Source organism: Rhodococcus sp. P3_B8 (assembly GCF_056402775.1).
On the sequence record NZ_JBFUGT010000148.1, the window covers coordinates 1 to 15,605 of the forward strand.

Genomic DNA, 15,605 nt, shown 5'->3' on the forward strand with positions numbered 1-15,605 from the left:
CACGATTGCGTGGGGAAACGGTGGGGAAACGCACCGTCCGGCTCGTATCGTCGATCGCCACTCCGGGCAGGGCGATGCGGTCGCAAGCCTCACGCACGGCATCCTGGTGGGGAACGCTGATGACGATGACCCCCTCGGTGGGCACGTTCGCGAGACCCTCGACGATGGCGGCCATGCCGCCTGGGATGCCCGCGACGGGGTGCACCATGAGCTGGTAGCCCTCGGCCGAGGCGGCCGTGAACGCGGCGCGCATGACGGGCTCCCACCAGCCCCAGCCGGCATCAGGCACGATCGCGCTGATGGCATGGAACCCGCCCGAACGCAGGGCGCGGGCGGTGACCGACGGGCGGTAGCCCAGTTCGCGGGCGACGCCGCGCACACGCTCGCGGGTGGCCTCGCTCACGTCCGGATGGTCACCCAGCGCGCGCGACACCGTCGCCAGGCCCACGCCTGCCGCCCGCGAGACGTCGCTCAGCCTCACCTTGCGTGCCATCGGACCCCTTCCAGTCATCGAGGCTTGACGCCCTATTCGTTGTGGCCTACCTTACAGAGACAGCCTACCGGAAACGTTACCGGTAACGCTTCCGGTAACGCTTCCGCGACCTCCGACCGCGACGCTCTATGACGAGGATCCCCGTGTCCGCTTCCCTCAGCACCCCTGAAACAGCCACCGCCACCGCCCCCAAACCGGTCGGCTCGCTGTTCCTCTCCGTCTACGCCCTGGCCATGTTCGGCATCTGTATGTCGATCATGCTGCCCGCCTCGGTCACCCTGGCCCTGCGCATCTCCGAGATCCACCCCGAGGGCAAGACCACAAGTTACTCGATCGCCGCCGGCATCGGCACGCTCACCGCGCTGCTCGCCAACCCGTTCTTCGGCCGGCTCAGCGATCGCACCCGCAGCCGCTTCGGACGGCGGCGGCCCTGGATCGTGGTCGGCCTCGCCGGCACCATCGTCGGCGCGGCGATCATCGGGCTCAGCGACTCGATTCCGCTGCTGCTCCTCGGCTGGATCATCATGCAGGCGTTCGTGAACGCGGCCATCGCCGCCACCCTCGCCATCGTGCCCGACCACATCCCCGCGCGGCAGCAGGGTCTGGTCGGCTCGCTGTCGGGCACTGCCTCGGCGGCCGCGGTCGTAGTCGGCGTGTTTTTCGTGCAGTGGTTCCCGTCGAACATCCTCGCCCAGTTCGGCCTGCCGGTGCTGGTGGCCGTCGTGTTCTCCACGCTGCTCCTCGCATTGTTCCGCGATGACACCCCGGCCGACGACGACATCGAGCCGTTCAACTTCCGCGAGTTCCTCGGCAGCTTCTACATCAACCCGCGCCACTCGCCCGACTTCGCCAAGCTCCTCGCCTCGCTGTTCCTGATCTGCTGCGGGCTCGGTGTCATCGCGACCTACACCGTCTACATCCTGCAGGACCGCATCCACGCGCCCGAGGCCGAACTACCGCACCTGATAACCCTCGCCTACGTGATTCCCGGCATCCTCGCCGTCATCTCGGCGCCGATCGCCGGCTGGCTGAACGACCGCACGGGTCGCCGCAAGCTCGTGCTGGCCATCGACGCGATCATCGTGGGCGCCGGCCTCCTCGTGACCGCCTTCGCGGAGACGGTGCCGATGCTCCTGCTCGGTGTGTGCCTCGTCGCCGGCATCGGCACCGGCGTGCTCTACGGCAGCTACATCGGCTTCGCGGTCGCGACGATGAACGATCCTGCCACCTCGGCCCGCGACCTCGGCGTCACCAACATCGCAGTCACCTTGCCCTACTCGATCATGCCCTTCGCCGCCCCCCTACTGCTCGGCATCGGCGACGGCGACCCGAACTACCCGCTACTTCTCATTCTCAGTGCAGTGCTCACGCTCTGCGGCTTCGTGCCACTGCTCGCCATTCGCTCCACCCGCTGACCCGACTAACCGAAACGAGACCATGAACGACTACCGCGATCCTGCGCTGCCCGTCGACCGACGCGTCGAAGACTTGCTCGCCCGCATGACCATCGCCGAGAAGGCAGCGCTCATGTTCCACCCGTCCACCGCGCCTGCCGGCGATGGCCTGAGCGAGGCCGACGCGCTTGCCGCCGCCGAGCATTACGCCGGCCGGCGCGGCATCAGCCACTTCAACGTGCTCGGCGGCGACGACAGCGTCACCGTGGCCCAGTGGCACAACACCCTGCAGGCCATCGCCGAGGACAACCGACTCGGTATCCCCGTGACCCTCTCGACCGATCCTCGACACGGGCTCCGTAGCAACCTGTTCACCGGACAGGCGCTCGACAGCCTCTCGCGCTGGCCCGACCCGACCGGCATCGCCGCGATCGGCGGCCTCGACGCCGCACGCGCCTACGGCGAAACCATGCGCCGTGAACTCCTCGCCATGGGCATCCGGGTCTTCCTCGGTCCGATGGCCGACATCTTCAGCGAGCCCCGCTGGTCTCGCGGTTCGGGCACCTTCGGCGAAGATCCCGAGCGCGTGGCCGAGCTCACGGCCGCATTCATCGAAGCCCTCCGGGGCGGTGCCGAGCTCGGCCCGAACTCGGTCGCCGCGGTCGTCAAACACTTCCCCGGCGGCGGACCGCAACTGAACGGTGACGACGCGCACGACCCCCGATACCCCGAACAGATATACCCGGGCGGCATGCAGCAACTGCACATGCGCCCGTTCGAGAAAGCCTTCGCCGCCGGCGCCACACAAGTCATGACGTACTACGGCAAGCCCGTCGGCACCTCGTGGGAGGAGGTCGGCTTCGCCTTCAACGCGCCAGTCGTGCGCGACCTGCTGCGGCGGACCCTCGCTTTCGGCGGCATCGTCGTCACCGACTGGAACCTCCTCGAATCCGAAGCGATCGGAGGCCTGCAGTTCGGCCCCAACGGCTGGGGTCTCGAGCACCTGACCCCGCTCGAGCGCGCGGCGATCGCAATCGAGGTGGGAGTCGACCAGTTCGGCGGCGACCGCAATCCCGCCCTCGTCGAGGAGCTCGTCGACTCGGGCCGCATCGCCGAATCGCGCATCGACGAGTCGGCACGGCGATTGCTTCGCGAGAAATTCCAGCTCGGTGCCTTCGAGCATCGCCGCATCGACACCGATACCACCCGCGAAGTCTGCGGCTCACCGGTGTTCGTCGAACGCGGTCTCTCCGCCCAGCACGCCTCGCTCGTGCTGCTCGCCGACGACGACCAGACTGTGCTGGCCGCCGGAGCGCGTGTGTACCTCGACGGCGTCACAGCCGAAACCGCCGTCGCGGCCGGTCTCATCGTCGTCGACGACCCCGCCGAGGCCGACGCGGTGATCGTCCGACTCGACTCTCCGTTCGAACCGGGCAGGGGTTCGCTCGGCGACAACTTCTTCCGCGGCGGCTCGCTCGACTTCCCCGACCCGGTCGTCGCGCGCATCCACCGGTACGCTGCCCAGGCGCCCGTGTTCGTGTCGGTGTACCTCGAGCGGCCCGCGGTGCTCACACCGCTGCTCGAACCCGCAGCCGTCGTCGTCGCCGACTTCGGCGCGAGCGACGCGATCGTACTCGATGCCCTCGCAGGTCGCGCCGCATTCACGGGAATCCTTCCGTTCGACCTGCCCTCGTCGATGGCAGCAATCGAGGCCTCGCGCGAGGACGTACCCTTCGACACCACCGACCCACTCTTCCGAGCCGGCTTCGGGCTACGGCGTGCCGCCTCGGCCGAGCTGGAAGAAGTGCATCAATTGAGTGGACGGTGAGGGACGAAACAAATGCTGCCCGGGGTTGCACGCGCGCTACCAGCGCTGCTGAATTCGTATCACCAGAGGGGGCGACACTCACTACACCCGTGGCTATGGCGCCAATCCACTCCGCGGTGAGAGGGATGAACTCGAGATATGGACTGTCGAGACTCTCTGACGCTGGGCTCCATGAAACAATCAATGGCTCAGAGCACTAGGCGTTCTGGACGGCGTCCGGGCACGGTGGCGGCCGCCGTGCCCGGGCGCCGGTGGGAGGGCCGCGACCGAGTGACCACCCACACCGAGACGATCACCACGGCGCAGCCGGCGAACTGCCCGACGCTGGGACGCTCGTGGACGAGCAGCATCGAAAAACCCATCGCCATCACCGGCTGGGCGAGCAGCAATGTCGCACCGACCTCCGAGGCGAGGCGCGGGAGGGCGAAGCCGATCAGCACCCACCCGACCAACTGACTGCTCAGCGACAGCGTCGCCAGCCACCCCAGGGCTGACCAGCCGGGAGTGAAATCCACTGTTCCCCAGAGCGATCCGACGGCCGTGCCGACGACACCCGCGGCGATGGTCGAGACAAAGACCTGGGACGAGGCGCGGTGCGCGGAGCCCGCACGGCCGATGACGAAGATGTAGACGCCGTAGGCCACACCGGCCGCCAGCGACAGCAGGGTACCGAGGAGCAATCGATGACCGTCGCCGCTGCCGCCAAGAACGCCGCCGGCGAGGGCGACCCCGGCGAACAGGAACGGCACCGCCACGACGAACCGGACCGGCACGGTGGCCCGGAAGAAGATCCAGGCCAACAGCGGCACGACCACGACCTGCACGTTGACCACCACGGTGGAGATCCCGGCACCGATCATGGTGATCGAATGCGCCCACAAAGCGAAGTCGGCGCCGAGCATCATCCCGCCGAAGACCTGGGCGGCGAGCACCCGCCGCGAGACGCCGCCGTGGCGCCGAAATTCGCGCAGCGCGATGTATCCGAGAATCGGCAGCGCCAACGCGCACCGGAAGAACGTCGACGTCGAGGGGCTCACCCCAGACAACTTGATGAAGCTCCCGGTCAGCGAGGTGGCCGCGGCACCGGCGAGCACCAGCAGCCGCGGATCGAGCGAGGCAGCCGAGATGTGACGAAGTGGGGCTCGGGGTCGAGTGATCATGGGTGGCCACCCTTTCCATTCTGAAGGTTGTGAATAGGGCTCGAGCTGGCGAATCACGAGAGGAAGTGGGTCCGCTGCGCTGGATCTGTTTTCGACCGCATTGAGGATGCACCGACTGCAGCAAAAACCATAAGCATCAAAATCACGCTCATTGCGCCACGTAACGAGTAGTGATCTCCCAAGAACCCCAATAGAGGCGGACCTACAAGTAGTGCCGTCGTACCTGACACCGCAACAGCGCCTACCGCCGCCGTACGGTCCACCGGCTGCCGTCGCTTGCTGCCGAGACGGCAGCCGGGAATCCGAGCGCCGTACCAAGTCCCCATAGCACCGCTGGCGTCGGAGAAAACACGACGAATGCCAGGCCGGTGGCGCCCATGACCACGCTCCAGCGCACGACTAGTTCACGCCGGTGTCGTGCCAGTATTATGGCGCCCGCATACGCCGGTCACGATAGCAATCACACCGACGACCGTGACAGTACGAGTTCCCAACCTGCGCACAAGTGGACTGGCTCCGACTATCCCCATTACGGGGCCGAGCGACATGCCGAGTAGTAGGAGTCCCATTTCGGCAATTGTCGCATCGAGTTGGTCTCTGATCGCTGGCGTGCGTGTGACCCACTTCGCCAGCACGAGATGGAACGGCAATTGTCAAGAACCGGCCGGGCTTATATTTCATCGGTGACGAGGACTCGAATATAAACGACTTCGCGTCGTCGGTCTCCTCGGCAACTTCGACGACTCGAAGCTCGACGGGAACGCTCAACAGTCGCTCCAATCTAGTTGCACACTGTCCGCCTTCCTGCGAGGCGGATTTAGAGAAACTGCTAACTCAGCGGCCGAGGGCCGAATCTGCCGACCGCCAAGGCGAAGCCGCCAGTTCTTCCCTTCCGACGGTACGATGTTCCGCAGTCCGCTCCCCTTGTTTACTAACCTTCTAAATGAGAAGAGTGCCACTCACTTCAAGAGAACTCCATCCACCTTGTGTCCATCGTTACCAACAAGAGGACGACACACTGTCACTCGCCCGGTCGGTCGATCGACCGACCGGGCGACGAGCGGCCTAGTCACCATAGTTCTCAGATCCACATTCGCAGCAAGCTCTGACCGGCAGGGCTTCCCGACCGTGAACTCCTCGTCGATCCCGAGCGACCTACGAGTTTTGCTGCGCAGGCAGAAGTCGTAGGTGCGATGGCCACATTGCAAGATGCGCTCGCCTCATCGAGCCCCACCGCGACTGCGTCTGACTCGGACACCCCTCGCATGATGCATACTGGGTCAGTCTCGAAGTCCTAGAGCCTTTTGGTATCAACCCCTTGGTAGACCGATTGCGTCGTCCACCTCAACTGCATTGGCCGCATGTAAGTAGATAGGGCACTTCGGATTGACTGTTGCGCAGCTATCAATTTTCTTCCCGAGATCCAGAGGCGTCCGTGTCCACTGTGTGCGCATGACCCCACAAAGTCGTATTACTCACACCAAGGAACATCACATGACTTCCGAGAAAGAGGCCCTGCTCGATTTCGCACTCAAATGGGAGCCATTCGGTGGCGCTCCGCTTGAGGATATCCTTGTCACCTTCGGCATGGGTCCGAATCGATACATTAATGTACTACCTCGGTATTATCCAATAATACCGAAGTAGCGCTTCGCGAAAAGCTTCGGCCTGTAGGAGCACGCGGGGGTATACAGCATCCCCTGGTCAGATCAGGACGAGCGGTAGCATAGCCGTTTTCGCGTCTTATAGATTTCGGCGCGTTGTGTCTCCCACTGCAGATCCGCATTCTCATGCGTGAGGATCATCTCGACCCGTATGGGACGGATCCAGCGCCAACGGACCCTTCCACCGACAAGGCACGTCAGGGCAACTGTAGCGCGGCGATGACGGCGGGGCTCCTCCCGCACAGACGCTAGTTGTATCCGCATGCTGACCGGGCCTCGCCTAGCTCCCAGCGGCGCAGATCCTCACGTCGGTCGCTGGGGCACGGTTTGCCGTCGAGTGGGATTGGCGCTCTGGAGTCAGCGGTCGAGCCGGTGGAAGCGGTCGGTGAGGGCGTCGACGGAGCGGTGGTGCCGGCGCCTTCGTCGGACCAACTGCGTCCGCGGACTTCGGCTTCGAGTGTCGGTGCGTTGCACCTCGAGCGCGTCGCGGAACTCAGGTCCGGTGACGAAGATGCCACAGGTCTCGCAGATGTTGGCGTAGGGCAGGCGCCGGCGGCGTCGTCGCGGGAGCATTAGCCATGGGCCACGCGGGTTCTGAGTATCTCGATATCCAACGCCGCGACAGTGTCCGCCGACAGCGGCGCCATGCGCTCGGCCGCGAGTTTGCCCAGCGGCACCGTCAGCAAGGTCCCGGCCGGGCCGTAGCCAACGACGCTGCCGAGCTCGCAATCGAGCAGTTCCCCCACCCGCAGCGCCGCCGCGCGGAGCACCGTCAACCCATTCGAAAGGTCCGGCAAGTGACGACTGTCCATGAGGAGGTCGAGCAGCTCTTCGTGGGCTCTGAGACCCGGACACCGACTTCGGCGGGAACTGCCGACAATCTGGTCGCCCAGGCGGCGGCCGAGCTCTCCCGCAGGCTCCTGGGGGGGCGGATCGCCGCCATACGATCCGGCACGGTGCCGTCAGCGGAAGATCGTCCACACCGCGGCTGCGGCAAGCGCCACGACGACCACACCCATCACCACGGTGACGAGAGGTTCGTGATCGGCGAGAAGTTGCTGCATGACAAGAAGTCTCCCAGTCCCGGCTCCCGTCAGAGCAAGCTAGCGAGTGCGAACACCGACACGGGCCCTGACAGCATGGGAGAAGCCGGCACCGACCTGCCGCCCCAGACAACGACGCCAACAACGGCAAAACCCAACGTGTGGAGCCGGACCGGCGCCTCACGATCCCTCACCGCGCCAAGAGGTTAGCTACAGCACGCCATACCTGAGGGCGTGGCGCGCCGTCGCACCCTCGAATCTGGCAGATCCGAAAACCCAGCGCATGTGGAAGCAGCAGGCATGGCCACCGACTACGACGCGCCACGAGTCACCGAATCCGACGAGACGGACACGTCCCTCGAACAACTGACCGCCAGCCGGAAAGACACCCAATCCCCCCTCGTCGACGTCGAGTCCACCGACACCGCCGAATCCTTCGAACTGCCCGGCGAAGAACTCGCCGCCCGCGTCCTCCCCAGCAGACCGACGAATTCCGGCACCAGTTGCTTCCTCGTCCACCACCACCGCAGCCGCCTCGCCGACCACGCAGCTGATCTGCCGGGGATTGCACCCTGAGAACGTCGGAGCATCCGACAACCTGGACACCTCCAGACTGAGCGGCATCCGCCACTGTCACTGCATCGCACACACTTGCCCCGCCGGAGCGGCCGCCGGCCATCACCCTTCGCCCGGCGACGCGGTGGGGCGGGCGGGGCTCGAACCCGCGACCAATGGATTATGAGTCCACGGCTCTAACCGACTGAGCTACCGCCCCATCCCCGCCATCGGGGGACGTGGTGATGCTACCGGCCACTTGCTGGCCGTGGCCGGCCCGTACCGAGGACAATCTTCATGCGCGGCCGAAGAGCTGCCGCACACGACCGTCCTCATCGACCGCATACAGCGCCATCCCCAACAGATCCAGAATCCGCTGAGGTGCCCGCACCGCAGCTTCCACCGAACCAGGCTCGTCCCGCACGACCAACGCAAACAACACCGACTGATCCGCCTCGCTCGGCATCCGCCTCACCAGCTGACCGATCGCGGTATCGACATCCAACCCCGGCGCGGTCGTCGCACCCTTGACCTCGGCGTAGAGCCGGTGGTCGTCCTTCTCGGCAACGATGTCGACGACATCCACCTCGGTACGGACCAGCCACCCCTGAGACGACAACCACCCCGCGAAGTCCCGGGCCACGCGCGCCTCATCACCTCTCATACCGGACACGGTAAGCCAGAAACGTCAGTTCCGAACAGCACCACAGCACGAAACACGTCCGGTGCGGCATGCGACGACTGAGGCATACCCGACAGATCATGCGGTGAGATCGACGTACCCCTTGAGGAACTCATCCACGTCAGTCATGTAGTCGACTGACTGCTAGCGCAATTCGTGTGCACGATGTTCGACGCCGCCCAGAACCGGCCACGAAGCGGCTGCCGCCGATCATTCTCCCCGGTGTCGGCCGGGTGTCCGCACGGCCGAATCCTGGTCCGGGGTCGGATTCGGGTTCGGGTTCGGGGCGGAGCGGTACGAGCCCGGATCGATAGTCAGGTCTTCGGTGTCGGCAAAAACCAGCCGCCCGTCGTCGAGCGCGACCGCCCACCGATGCACCGGCGCCCACTCATGCCCACCACCGCCCGGATCGGTCACCACTGCATAATCCTCGACAACCTCACCGGTGAGATCGGCCTCGGCGCTCCTGCGGACCAACACCCGGACACCGACCGTCAACTCCGGGCCTCCGACCGGCCTGTTGCCGCTGTTTCGGGCCATGCTGCTGCACCTCTTCGCTCGGCGAAACTTCCGAGATCGAGCATAAGCACCGGCCGGCCCGGTATGCGACCCGACCTGCACAAACACTCCGCGACCGGGAACGCTGCCGGAGCTTTCGGCTGTCATCGTGCGGTCGGTGGCCACCCAGATGCGCCCAGCACACCACCGACGCGCTGCGTTCGCGCGACAGCAACTGGCGCGGCCCGCCAGCCGGTTGCGCGAACGCGGTGACATCGCCGGAGACGAGGTCGGTGGGCGATACCTGTACCCCTGTTTCCCATTCGAGCGGCGATCGCGAAGGTGCCGCCACCGGTCGCAGGCCGAGCACGACATGACGCTGACGACGGACTCGGCCCGCAAAGCGCGGCAACGCGCCGCCGGCCCGGCCCTGCTTGAGACGGCCGGCGGCAGCCGCCCCTTCCTCAGGAGGCCGGACTCGAGCGCGCGCTCCCCACACGGCAAGCCCGACTGCGGCTGCCACCGCCACCGCCACTGCCACTGCCACTGCCACTGCCACTGCCACTGCCACTGCCACTGCCACTGAGCAACAAACCCGACGAACTCGCGCAGCGCCAGCACTGCAAGCCCGAGCGAACTCATCTTCAAGGCAGTCGTGGACTACATCCACAATGCGCTCCGCCTGAACACCCCCGGTGAGGCTCCTCACGGAGCAACGTTGGAAAAACACCGCCTTTCGATTTCGTCGCACAATCGAAGGGAGAGGAAGCAGAGATCCTGCGGGAGGTGACCATGCGTCGGCAGGAACCGGCACCGGTACCGGTGGCCGGTGGCCGCGCCGATCCGGTGGTGGCGGCTGCACCCGTGGAGCCGCCACCACCTGATGCGCCCCAGCGACCGACTCGAGGTCACCCTCATCCTGCTCACCGCGGCCGTGGTCCTGCTGCTAATCCCCCTCGCCGCCGCCTTCGGCACCGCGACACATACCCGGCTCGAACAGCCAGCCCAGGCGCTGCGCGCCGGAGTCCACCACGTCCCGGCGGTGTTGCTCGAGGACACCTACCTCGCCCCGACACCCCCGACTACGCGATTCGCCCCGCCGGCACCCAGAACACCGCCCGCGCCCGCTGGACCACACCCCACGGGGAACACGTCGCCGCCGTGCCCACCGACACCCCTGCGCAGGCCGGTCAGACCGTCACCCTCAGCGTCGACGCCGACGGCAACCTCACCGCCCCCATCCCGAGCGGCGGGGAGAACACCGTCCTCGCCGTGACCGCCGCCCGCGGGCTCTGGGCACTCACGTCCGGTGCCGTCGTGCTCCTTACGGCCGCACAGAGACTGTTCCACCGGAACCGGTTGCGGCGCTGGGCACACGAGTGGAGACAGTTCGACACACCGCCGACATAGAGCCGAGCCGTTGGTTGCGCCCCAACCCTGGTGGCGGCTTGGGGTGCACTCGGCCGCAGCGCCCGGAACGGCACACCGAGAATTAGATTACTTAGCCAAAAGAGTTAGCACTCTTCCAGCGTGAGTACTCAATTCCTATCGGGTCTACGTCACAAGCGGGACCCTCGACCGAGTCACGACCAACGACCATTTGACGCAGCCTCGGCAACGCAGCTCGCAGCATCCTTGGACCGAACCGTCCCCAAGACACTCTGGTCAGGTACAGCCAATTCATGTCCGCCCGAACCCGACTGACCGTGAGAAGGAGGAACATGAACACCGCCGTCCCTCACAACCTCACATGCATCGTCAGCCTCGAAGAAGGCCGTAGGGTCGTGGTCGCGACACCGGGCATATACTTGCCAACCCCAAGAATCGACCGTGGGTGGCGGAAGATTTACTACACTCTCGTTACGTTCAAGTGATCGATGCATTCTTTCCGCTCATTTTTAAAAAAGCCATCGCCACGGTAGTTCACGCAAGGCCGAGCACAAAGCGCCGTATCGTCTACGACGCTTTGTGCAAAAGCCTGCTCAAACGACTATTTCCTTTGATTTCGGTGATCGATCGTATCTGACGGCAGCGTTCGTGTTGAAAGACTGCATGTAGACTTCCCATGTCGCATGCCTTCGTGAGTTACTAACGTGCCGGGGCACACGAGAGCCCGCCGGATGCTGCGAGTGATGCCTGATCAGGCAAACGCTGCCGCAACCGCTTCCGACAGCAAAGCGCCGTTGTGAGTACTGAGCCCGTTCTTCAGACCCGCATCAGCCTCGCACGCGGCTTCCCAACCGTTTTCCGCGATGGCGACGACGTAGGGCAACGTCGCGTTGGTCAGCGCGTAAGTCGAAGTCCGCGGCACCGCGCCCGGCATGTTCGCGACGCAGTAGAACACCGACTCGTGGACGCGGTAGGTCGGATCGGCGTGCGTCGTCGGAACCGAGTCCTCGAAGCAGCCACCCTGATCGATCGCGATGTCGACGAGGACCGAGCCCGGCTTCATCCGCTGAACCAGGCTGTTGGAGATCAACTTCGGGGCCTTCGCGCCGGGAACCAGAACGGCACCGATCACCAGGTCGGCGGCCAGTACTGCCTGCTCGAGCTCGAATGCATTGGAGACGACGGTCTTGACGGTGCCGTGGTATAGATCGTCGATCGCACGCAAAGCCTTGACGTTCAGGTCGAGGACGGTGACATTGGCGTGCATGCCGTGGGCGATTGCGACCGCGTTGCGGCCCGACACGCCTGCTCCGATGACCACGACGTTTGCGGGGCGCACTCCGGGCACGCCGCCCATGAGCACTCCGCGGCCGCCGCCGCTGGCCATCATGTGGTACGCCCCTGCTTGCGGCGCGAGGCGTCCGGCGACCTCGCTCATCGGTGCCAGAAGCGGCAGGGATCCGTCGGGCGCGGTGACTGTTTCGTACGCGATCGACGTGGTTCCCGACGTGAGAAGTGCGTCGGTGCACGACTTGGACGCGGCGAGGTGGAGATAAGTGAACAAGACCTGATCTTTGCGCAGCCGCGAGTACTCCTCGGCGATGGGTTCCTTGACCTTGAGCAGCAGGTCGGCGGACTCCCAGACCTCGTCGGCCGAGGTGAAAATTTGTGCGCCTGATGCTTTGAAATCGGTGTCGGAGAACGTCGACCCCACACCGGCTTGCGTTTCGACGAATACTTCGTGACCGCGACCGACGAGCTCGTGCACGCCTGCCGGAGTGATGGCCACCCGGTACTCGTGGTTCTTGATTTCACGGGGTACACCGATTCTCACTGCTACCTCCAACGAATTGATTCTGGAATGATTGGGCACTGCATGAATGGTTAAAAGTCGTATGAGATGGAGATCTCGTCAGTATCAGGAAGGCTCTGGCAAGCCAAACGAAGGCCATCATTCAGGTCTTCGTCGTCGAGGACGTCGTTTCCGATCATGTTAACGGCTCCCTCGACGATTCGATATGTGCATGAACTGCACTCACCTGACCGACAGGAAAAGGGTGCGGCCAATTTCTTCTCGAGCAGAAAGTCCAGCAGAACCTGATCGGACGGCCAATCATTGTGGTCGAACGAAACATCACCGACTTTTCCGGATACGCGGAATGATCGAGTTGGCGGTTCTGAAACTATTGAGTCGATGGCTTCAATCGAGGTTTCCGACGAGTTGCGTTTGTACGCTGCCACGTTCGTATCGAATGGATTTCCATCGAGCGAGATAAATCGCTCGTGATGTTTACGCTCGCGTGGGAAGCCCAGCTGATCCAAAGCTGTCAGCGCAGTAGCCATAAAGGGTGCCGGTCCGCACACATAGGCATCGTAAGAAGAAAAATGTCGTACGACGTTCTTGAGCTGAGTCACAGTCGGAATGCCCTGGACTGATTCGAGCCAATGAACGATCAAGAGTCGGTCAGGATACTTAGCCGCAAGCTCACTCAATTCGCCGGCAAATATGACCGATGCTTCGTTTCGATTGGCATAAAAGAGTACTACGTCGCCTGAGTCGAGTGCAAGCGCAGATTTTGCGATGGACACCACAGGGGTGATGCCACTACCTCCGGCGAAAAGCAATAAATCAGAAGATGTCTGACGAGAAGTGAACAGGCCTGAAGGCGGGAGCGCCTTCAGGGTGTGGCCGACTTCTACATTGTCGCACATCCAGTTTGATCCGTACCCGTCCCGAACGCGTTTAACGGTGATCTTGAGTAGATCCGATTCGTGAGGGGCACTGGACAATGAGTAGCATCGCGCAGCACCCCCCGCATTGGAATCGGACGGGACTTCGATGGTCAGGAACTGTCCAGGCCTGTATGAAAGTGATGACGGAGCTTCGAGGACGAACGATTTCGCATCGCTTGTCTCCTCGATTACATCGACGACCCGCAGTTCGACCGACTCGGTCACATTAGATCCCATCTTCCGAGGTGTTCACCACCGCTAGGGGTTTCCTGCAAACAGAGCGACGTCGCGTGGTCGCGCACATCACTTGGCGCCGGATCGCAAAGACTATTTGAACCGTTCCTCTAGCCCCGACCAGCGTCCCAGATCGATGCGGCTCCTCCGATACTCCTGCTGTCATGCATTGATCCGGCATGTGCTGACACAGTGTCACGCCTACGGGCTTGAGTCTTGACCTCGTACCGCTCGGTTCTTGATGGAACGATTCGCCGAGCGGGTAAAAGCGCCCACGTGATGACAGAGCCGGATAGCATGGACATAAGAACCTCGCTGGAACATCCGACGTACATATCGGCAACAAGCCGGACGTCGCTCGACATAGTGTCGGGTTCTATCCCCTAACTTCTGACACGGTGTGGGTCAAGTGGATGCTGCGTGGGGTGAACAATGGCGTATCTCACACCCGCAGAACCCCTTAGGAGGCCCAATGACCACTCTCGATCACGGGAAGTACTTCACCAGCCTTCCGCGCGAGTACTACGTCTCCCCGCAGCATTTCACGACCGAGCTTGACAAGGTCTGGGCGCGCCAGTGGATTTACGTGGGCCATATTTCGCAGATCCCGAAGCGTGGCGACTACTTCACCTTCGACCTGGCGAACGAAAGCGTTCTTCTGGTTCGCGATGAAGATGACACCGTGAACGCGTTTCATAACGTCTGCCGGCACCGCGCCCTTCGGCTGTGCGACCAGCCGACGGGGTCTGTTCGGAAGCGTCTGGTTTGCCCGTATCACTCATGGAGCTATGCCCTGGACGGTGAACTCAAAACAGCAACTCGTCAGCCCGACGGTGAAAACTTCGATTACGCGGACTTTGGCCTTTATAAAGTTCACGTCGACGTATGGAAAGGCTTCATCTTTGTTTGCCTTGCCGACGAGGCGCCTAAGCCGGTGGCTTCAATGATTGATCAGAAAAGCGCGGCCGATATGGATTTGATCGGGCCGACTCGCCTGAAGGTTGCCCACGAAATAGTTTACGACGCTGAAGCGAATTGGAAACTCCTTCTCGAAAATGGCGTCGAATGCTACCACTGCCCTAGTGTGCACCCTGAATTTTGTGTAGTTTTGAACGCTCAAGAAATGTCTGATTATTATGATCGCGATATGGTTCCCGAGGTCGTACAGGGTCTTGTCATTCCGGTGAAATCTGAACTCGACTCTTTATCGATGGATGGAAGTTTTGTTTCGAAGAAGCTGCTCGGCGAGTTCGACAATGGTGTTGCGATACCAACGGAGTTTGGAGCTGGATTTATGACCCAGCCGGGGTATGCCTGGGGTGGATTTCATCCGGACTACGGCATGGTCGCGACCACGATTCCGGTCTCTGCAACGAGGACCAAGATGCTCTGTCAGTGGTTCGTGCACGAAGATGCCGTAGAAGGTGAAGATTACGTTGTCGACGAACTGATAAAGATCTGGGACGTCACCAACATTCAAGACTTGGCAATTCAGGAACGTCAGCAGCAGGGCCTGAGTTCGAGCAGGTATACACCGGGACCCAACAGCTTCGATCAGGAGCCGGGAATTCGCGCGTCCTTGCGGCTCTACTTGGATATGCTGGGCGAATTGGAGGACTCTGAGCGCTAGATTTGGAGGACGCGCCTGCCCTATAAATAGGGTAGGCGCGTTGAATGCAGCAAAGTTCGCGGTGCTTTACTCGGAGATAAACCCGTGCAGTGTTTCCAACATATATCGAATTAGTGGGGCTTGGCTGCATTTGTTCACCGAGCCTCGAAATTCGCATTATGCAAGATCGGATAACTATGTTGAAATACTCAACAAATAAGTGGACTAACTTGGCGGTGTCATATTTGGCACTGGTAGGAGGATTTATTGCCCACTGGTTGGGCTCCAAGCCTGAATGATATCAAGGACGATCTGTCCTTGAC

General features: G+C 62.8%; 12 protein-coding genes and 1 tRNA gene. 5 read left to right on the plus strand and 8 right to left on the minus strand.

Annotation, left to right across the window (positions count from 1 at the left end):
* A partial coding sequence (locus AC1D1G_RS29385) for a LacI family DNA-binding transcriptional regulator (protein ID WP_477954821.1) occupies positions 1–511 on the minus strand: 511 nt, incomplete at its 3' end.
* Positions 512–636: 125 nt separating this feature from the next.
* Between AC1D1G_RS29385 and AC1D1G_RS29390 the strand changes: the two genes are divergently transcribed.
* Together AC1D1G_RS29390 and AC1D1G_RS29395 are read left to right on the plus strand one after the other, a co-directional pair.
* Positions 637–1,908, plus strand: coding sequence for an MFS transporter (locus tag AC1D1G_RS29390; RefSeq protein ID WP_477954822.1), 1,272 nt, complete (start codon positions 637–639; stop codon positions 1,906–1,908).
* Positions 1,909–1,930: 22 nt separating this feature from the next.
* Positions 1,931–3,715 carry a glycoside hydrolase family 3 protein gene (locus AC1D1G_RS29395; RefSeq protein ID WP_477954823.1) on the plus strand — a complete coding sequence of 595 codons (1,785 nt, stop codon included), beginning with the start codon at positions 1,931–1,933 and terminating at the stop codon, positions 3,713–3,715.
* Positions 3,716–3,903: 188 nt separating this feature from the next.
* Here the strand turns inward: AC1D1G_RS29395 and AC1D1G_RS29400 are convergent, their stop codons facing one another.
* Together AC1D1G_RS29400 and AC1D1G_RS29405 are read right to left on the minus strand one after the other, a co-directional pair.
* The gene (locus tag AC1D1G_RS29400) at positions 3,904–4,875 is read right to left on the minus strand and encodes a DMT family transporter (protein ID WP_477954825.1); all 972 of its coding nucleotides are present in this window, start codon (positions 4,873–4,875) and stop codon (positions 3,904–3,906) included.
* A 2,236-nt stretch (positions 4,876–7,111) separates the two neighbouring features.
* Positions 7,112–7,351, minus strand: a complete 240-nt coding sequence (locus tag AC1D1G_RS29405; protein WP_477954826.1) for a hypothetical protein — start codon at positions 7,349–7,351, stop codon at positions 7,112–7,114.
* Positions 7,352–7,882: 531 nt separating this feature from the next.
* On the opposite strand from AC1D1G_RS29405, the gene AC1D1G_RS29410 reads away from it, so the two are divergent.
* Positions 7,883–8,158, plus strand: coding sequence for a DUF4193 family protein (locus AC1D1G_RS29410; protein WP_477954827.1), 276 nt, complete (start codon positions 7,883–7,885; stop codon positions 8,156–8,158).
* 125 nt (positions 8,159–8,283) lie between these two features.
* On the opposite strand, the gene AC1D1G_RS29415 is transcribed toward AC1D1G_RS29410, so the two are convergent.
* The 3 genes from AC1D1G_RS29415 to AC1D1G_RS29425 form a co-directional block, all read right to left on the minus strand.
* Positions 8,284–8,357 (minus strand) — tRNA-Ile (locus tag AC1D1G_RS29415).
* Between the two features lie 75 nt (positions 8,358–8,432).
* Positions 8,433–8,780, minus strand: a complete 348-nt coding sequence (locus tag AC1D1G_RS29420) for a hypothetical protein (RefSeq protein WP_477954828.1) — start codon at positions 8,778–8,780, stop codon at positions 8,433–8,435.
* Positions 8,781–9,029: 249 nt separating this feature from the next.
* Entirely contained in the window at positions 9,030–9,359 is a 330-nt protein-coding gene (locus tag AC1D1G_RS29425; protein WP_477954829.1) for a hypothetical protein, read from the minus strand.
* 1,119 nt (positions 9,360–10,478) lie between these two features.
* Here AC1D1G_RS29425 and AC1D1G_RS29430 point away from each other — a divergent pair.
* Complete coding sequence (locus AC1D1G_RS29430) at positions 10,479–10,727, plus strand: hypothetical protein (RefSeq protein WP_477954830.1); 249 nt, start codon at positions 10,479–10,481, stop codon at positions 10,725–10,727.
* A gap of 730 nt (positions 10,728–11,457) precedes the next feature.
* On the opposite strand, the gene ald is transcribed toward AC1D1G_RS29430, so the two are convergent.
* Together ald and AC1D1G_RS29440 are read right to left on the minus strand one after the other, a co-directional pair.
* Positions 11,458–12,540, minus strand: coding sequence for an alanine dehydrogenase (gene ald / locus AC1D1G_RS29435; RefSeq protein ID WP_477954831.1), 1,083 nt, complete (start codon positions 12,538–12,540; stop codon positions 11,458–11,460).
* 50 nt (positions 12,541–12,590) lie between these two features.
* A complete protein-coding gene (locus AC1D1G_RS29440) occupies positions 12,591–13,676 on the minus strand; it encodes a 2Fe-2S iron-sulfur cluster-binding protein (RefSeq protein WP_477954832.1) in 1,086 nt (361 codons plus the stop codon).
* Positions 13,677–14,145: 469 nt separating this feature from the next.
* On the opposite strand from AC1D1G_RS29440, the gene AC1D1G_RS29445 reads away from it, so the two are divergent.
* Positions 14,146–15,303, plus strand: a complete 1,158-nt coding sequence (locus tag AC1D1G_RS29445) for an aromatic ring-hydroxylating oxygenase subunit alpha (RefSeq protein WP_477954833.1) — start codon at positions 14,146–14,148, stop codon at positions 15,301–15,303.
* The last annotated feature ends 302 nt before the right edge of the window (positions 15,304–15,605 follow it).

Bases quoted from the DNA above. Each gene is read 5' to 3' on its own strand.
- AC1D1G_RS29395 (WP_477954823.1), top strand. From the start codon at position 1,931: ATGAACGACTACCGCGATCCTGCGCTGCCCGTCGACCGACGCGTCGAA.
- AC1D1G_RS29400 (WP_477954825.1), bottom strand. From the start codon at position 4,875: ATGATCACTCGACCCCGAGCCCCACTTCGTCACATCTCGGCTGCCTCG.
- AC1D1G_RS29405 (WP_477954826.1), bottom strand. From the start codon at position 7,351: ATGGACAGTCGTCACTTGCCGGACCTTTCGAATGGGTTGACGGTGCTC.
- AC1D1G_RS29410 (WP_477954827.1), top strand. From the start codon at position 7,883: ATGGCCACCGACTACGACGCGCCACGAGTCACCGAATCCGACGAGACG.
- AC1D1G_RS29425 (WP_477954829.1), bottom strand. From the start codon at position 9,359: ATGGCCCGAAACAGCGGCAACAGGCCGGTCGGAGGCCCGGAGTTGACG.
- AC1D1G_RS29440 (WP_477954832.1), bottom strand. From the start codon at position 13,676: ATGGGATCTAATGTGACCGAGTCGGTCGAACTGCGGGTCGTCGATGTA.
- AC1D1G_RS29445 (WP_477954833.1), top strand. From the start codon at position 14,146: ATGACCACTCTCGATCACGGGAAGTACTTCACCAGCCTTCCGCGCGAG.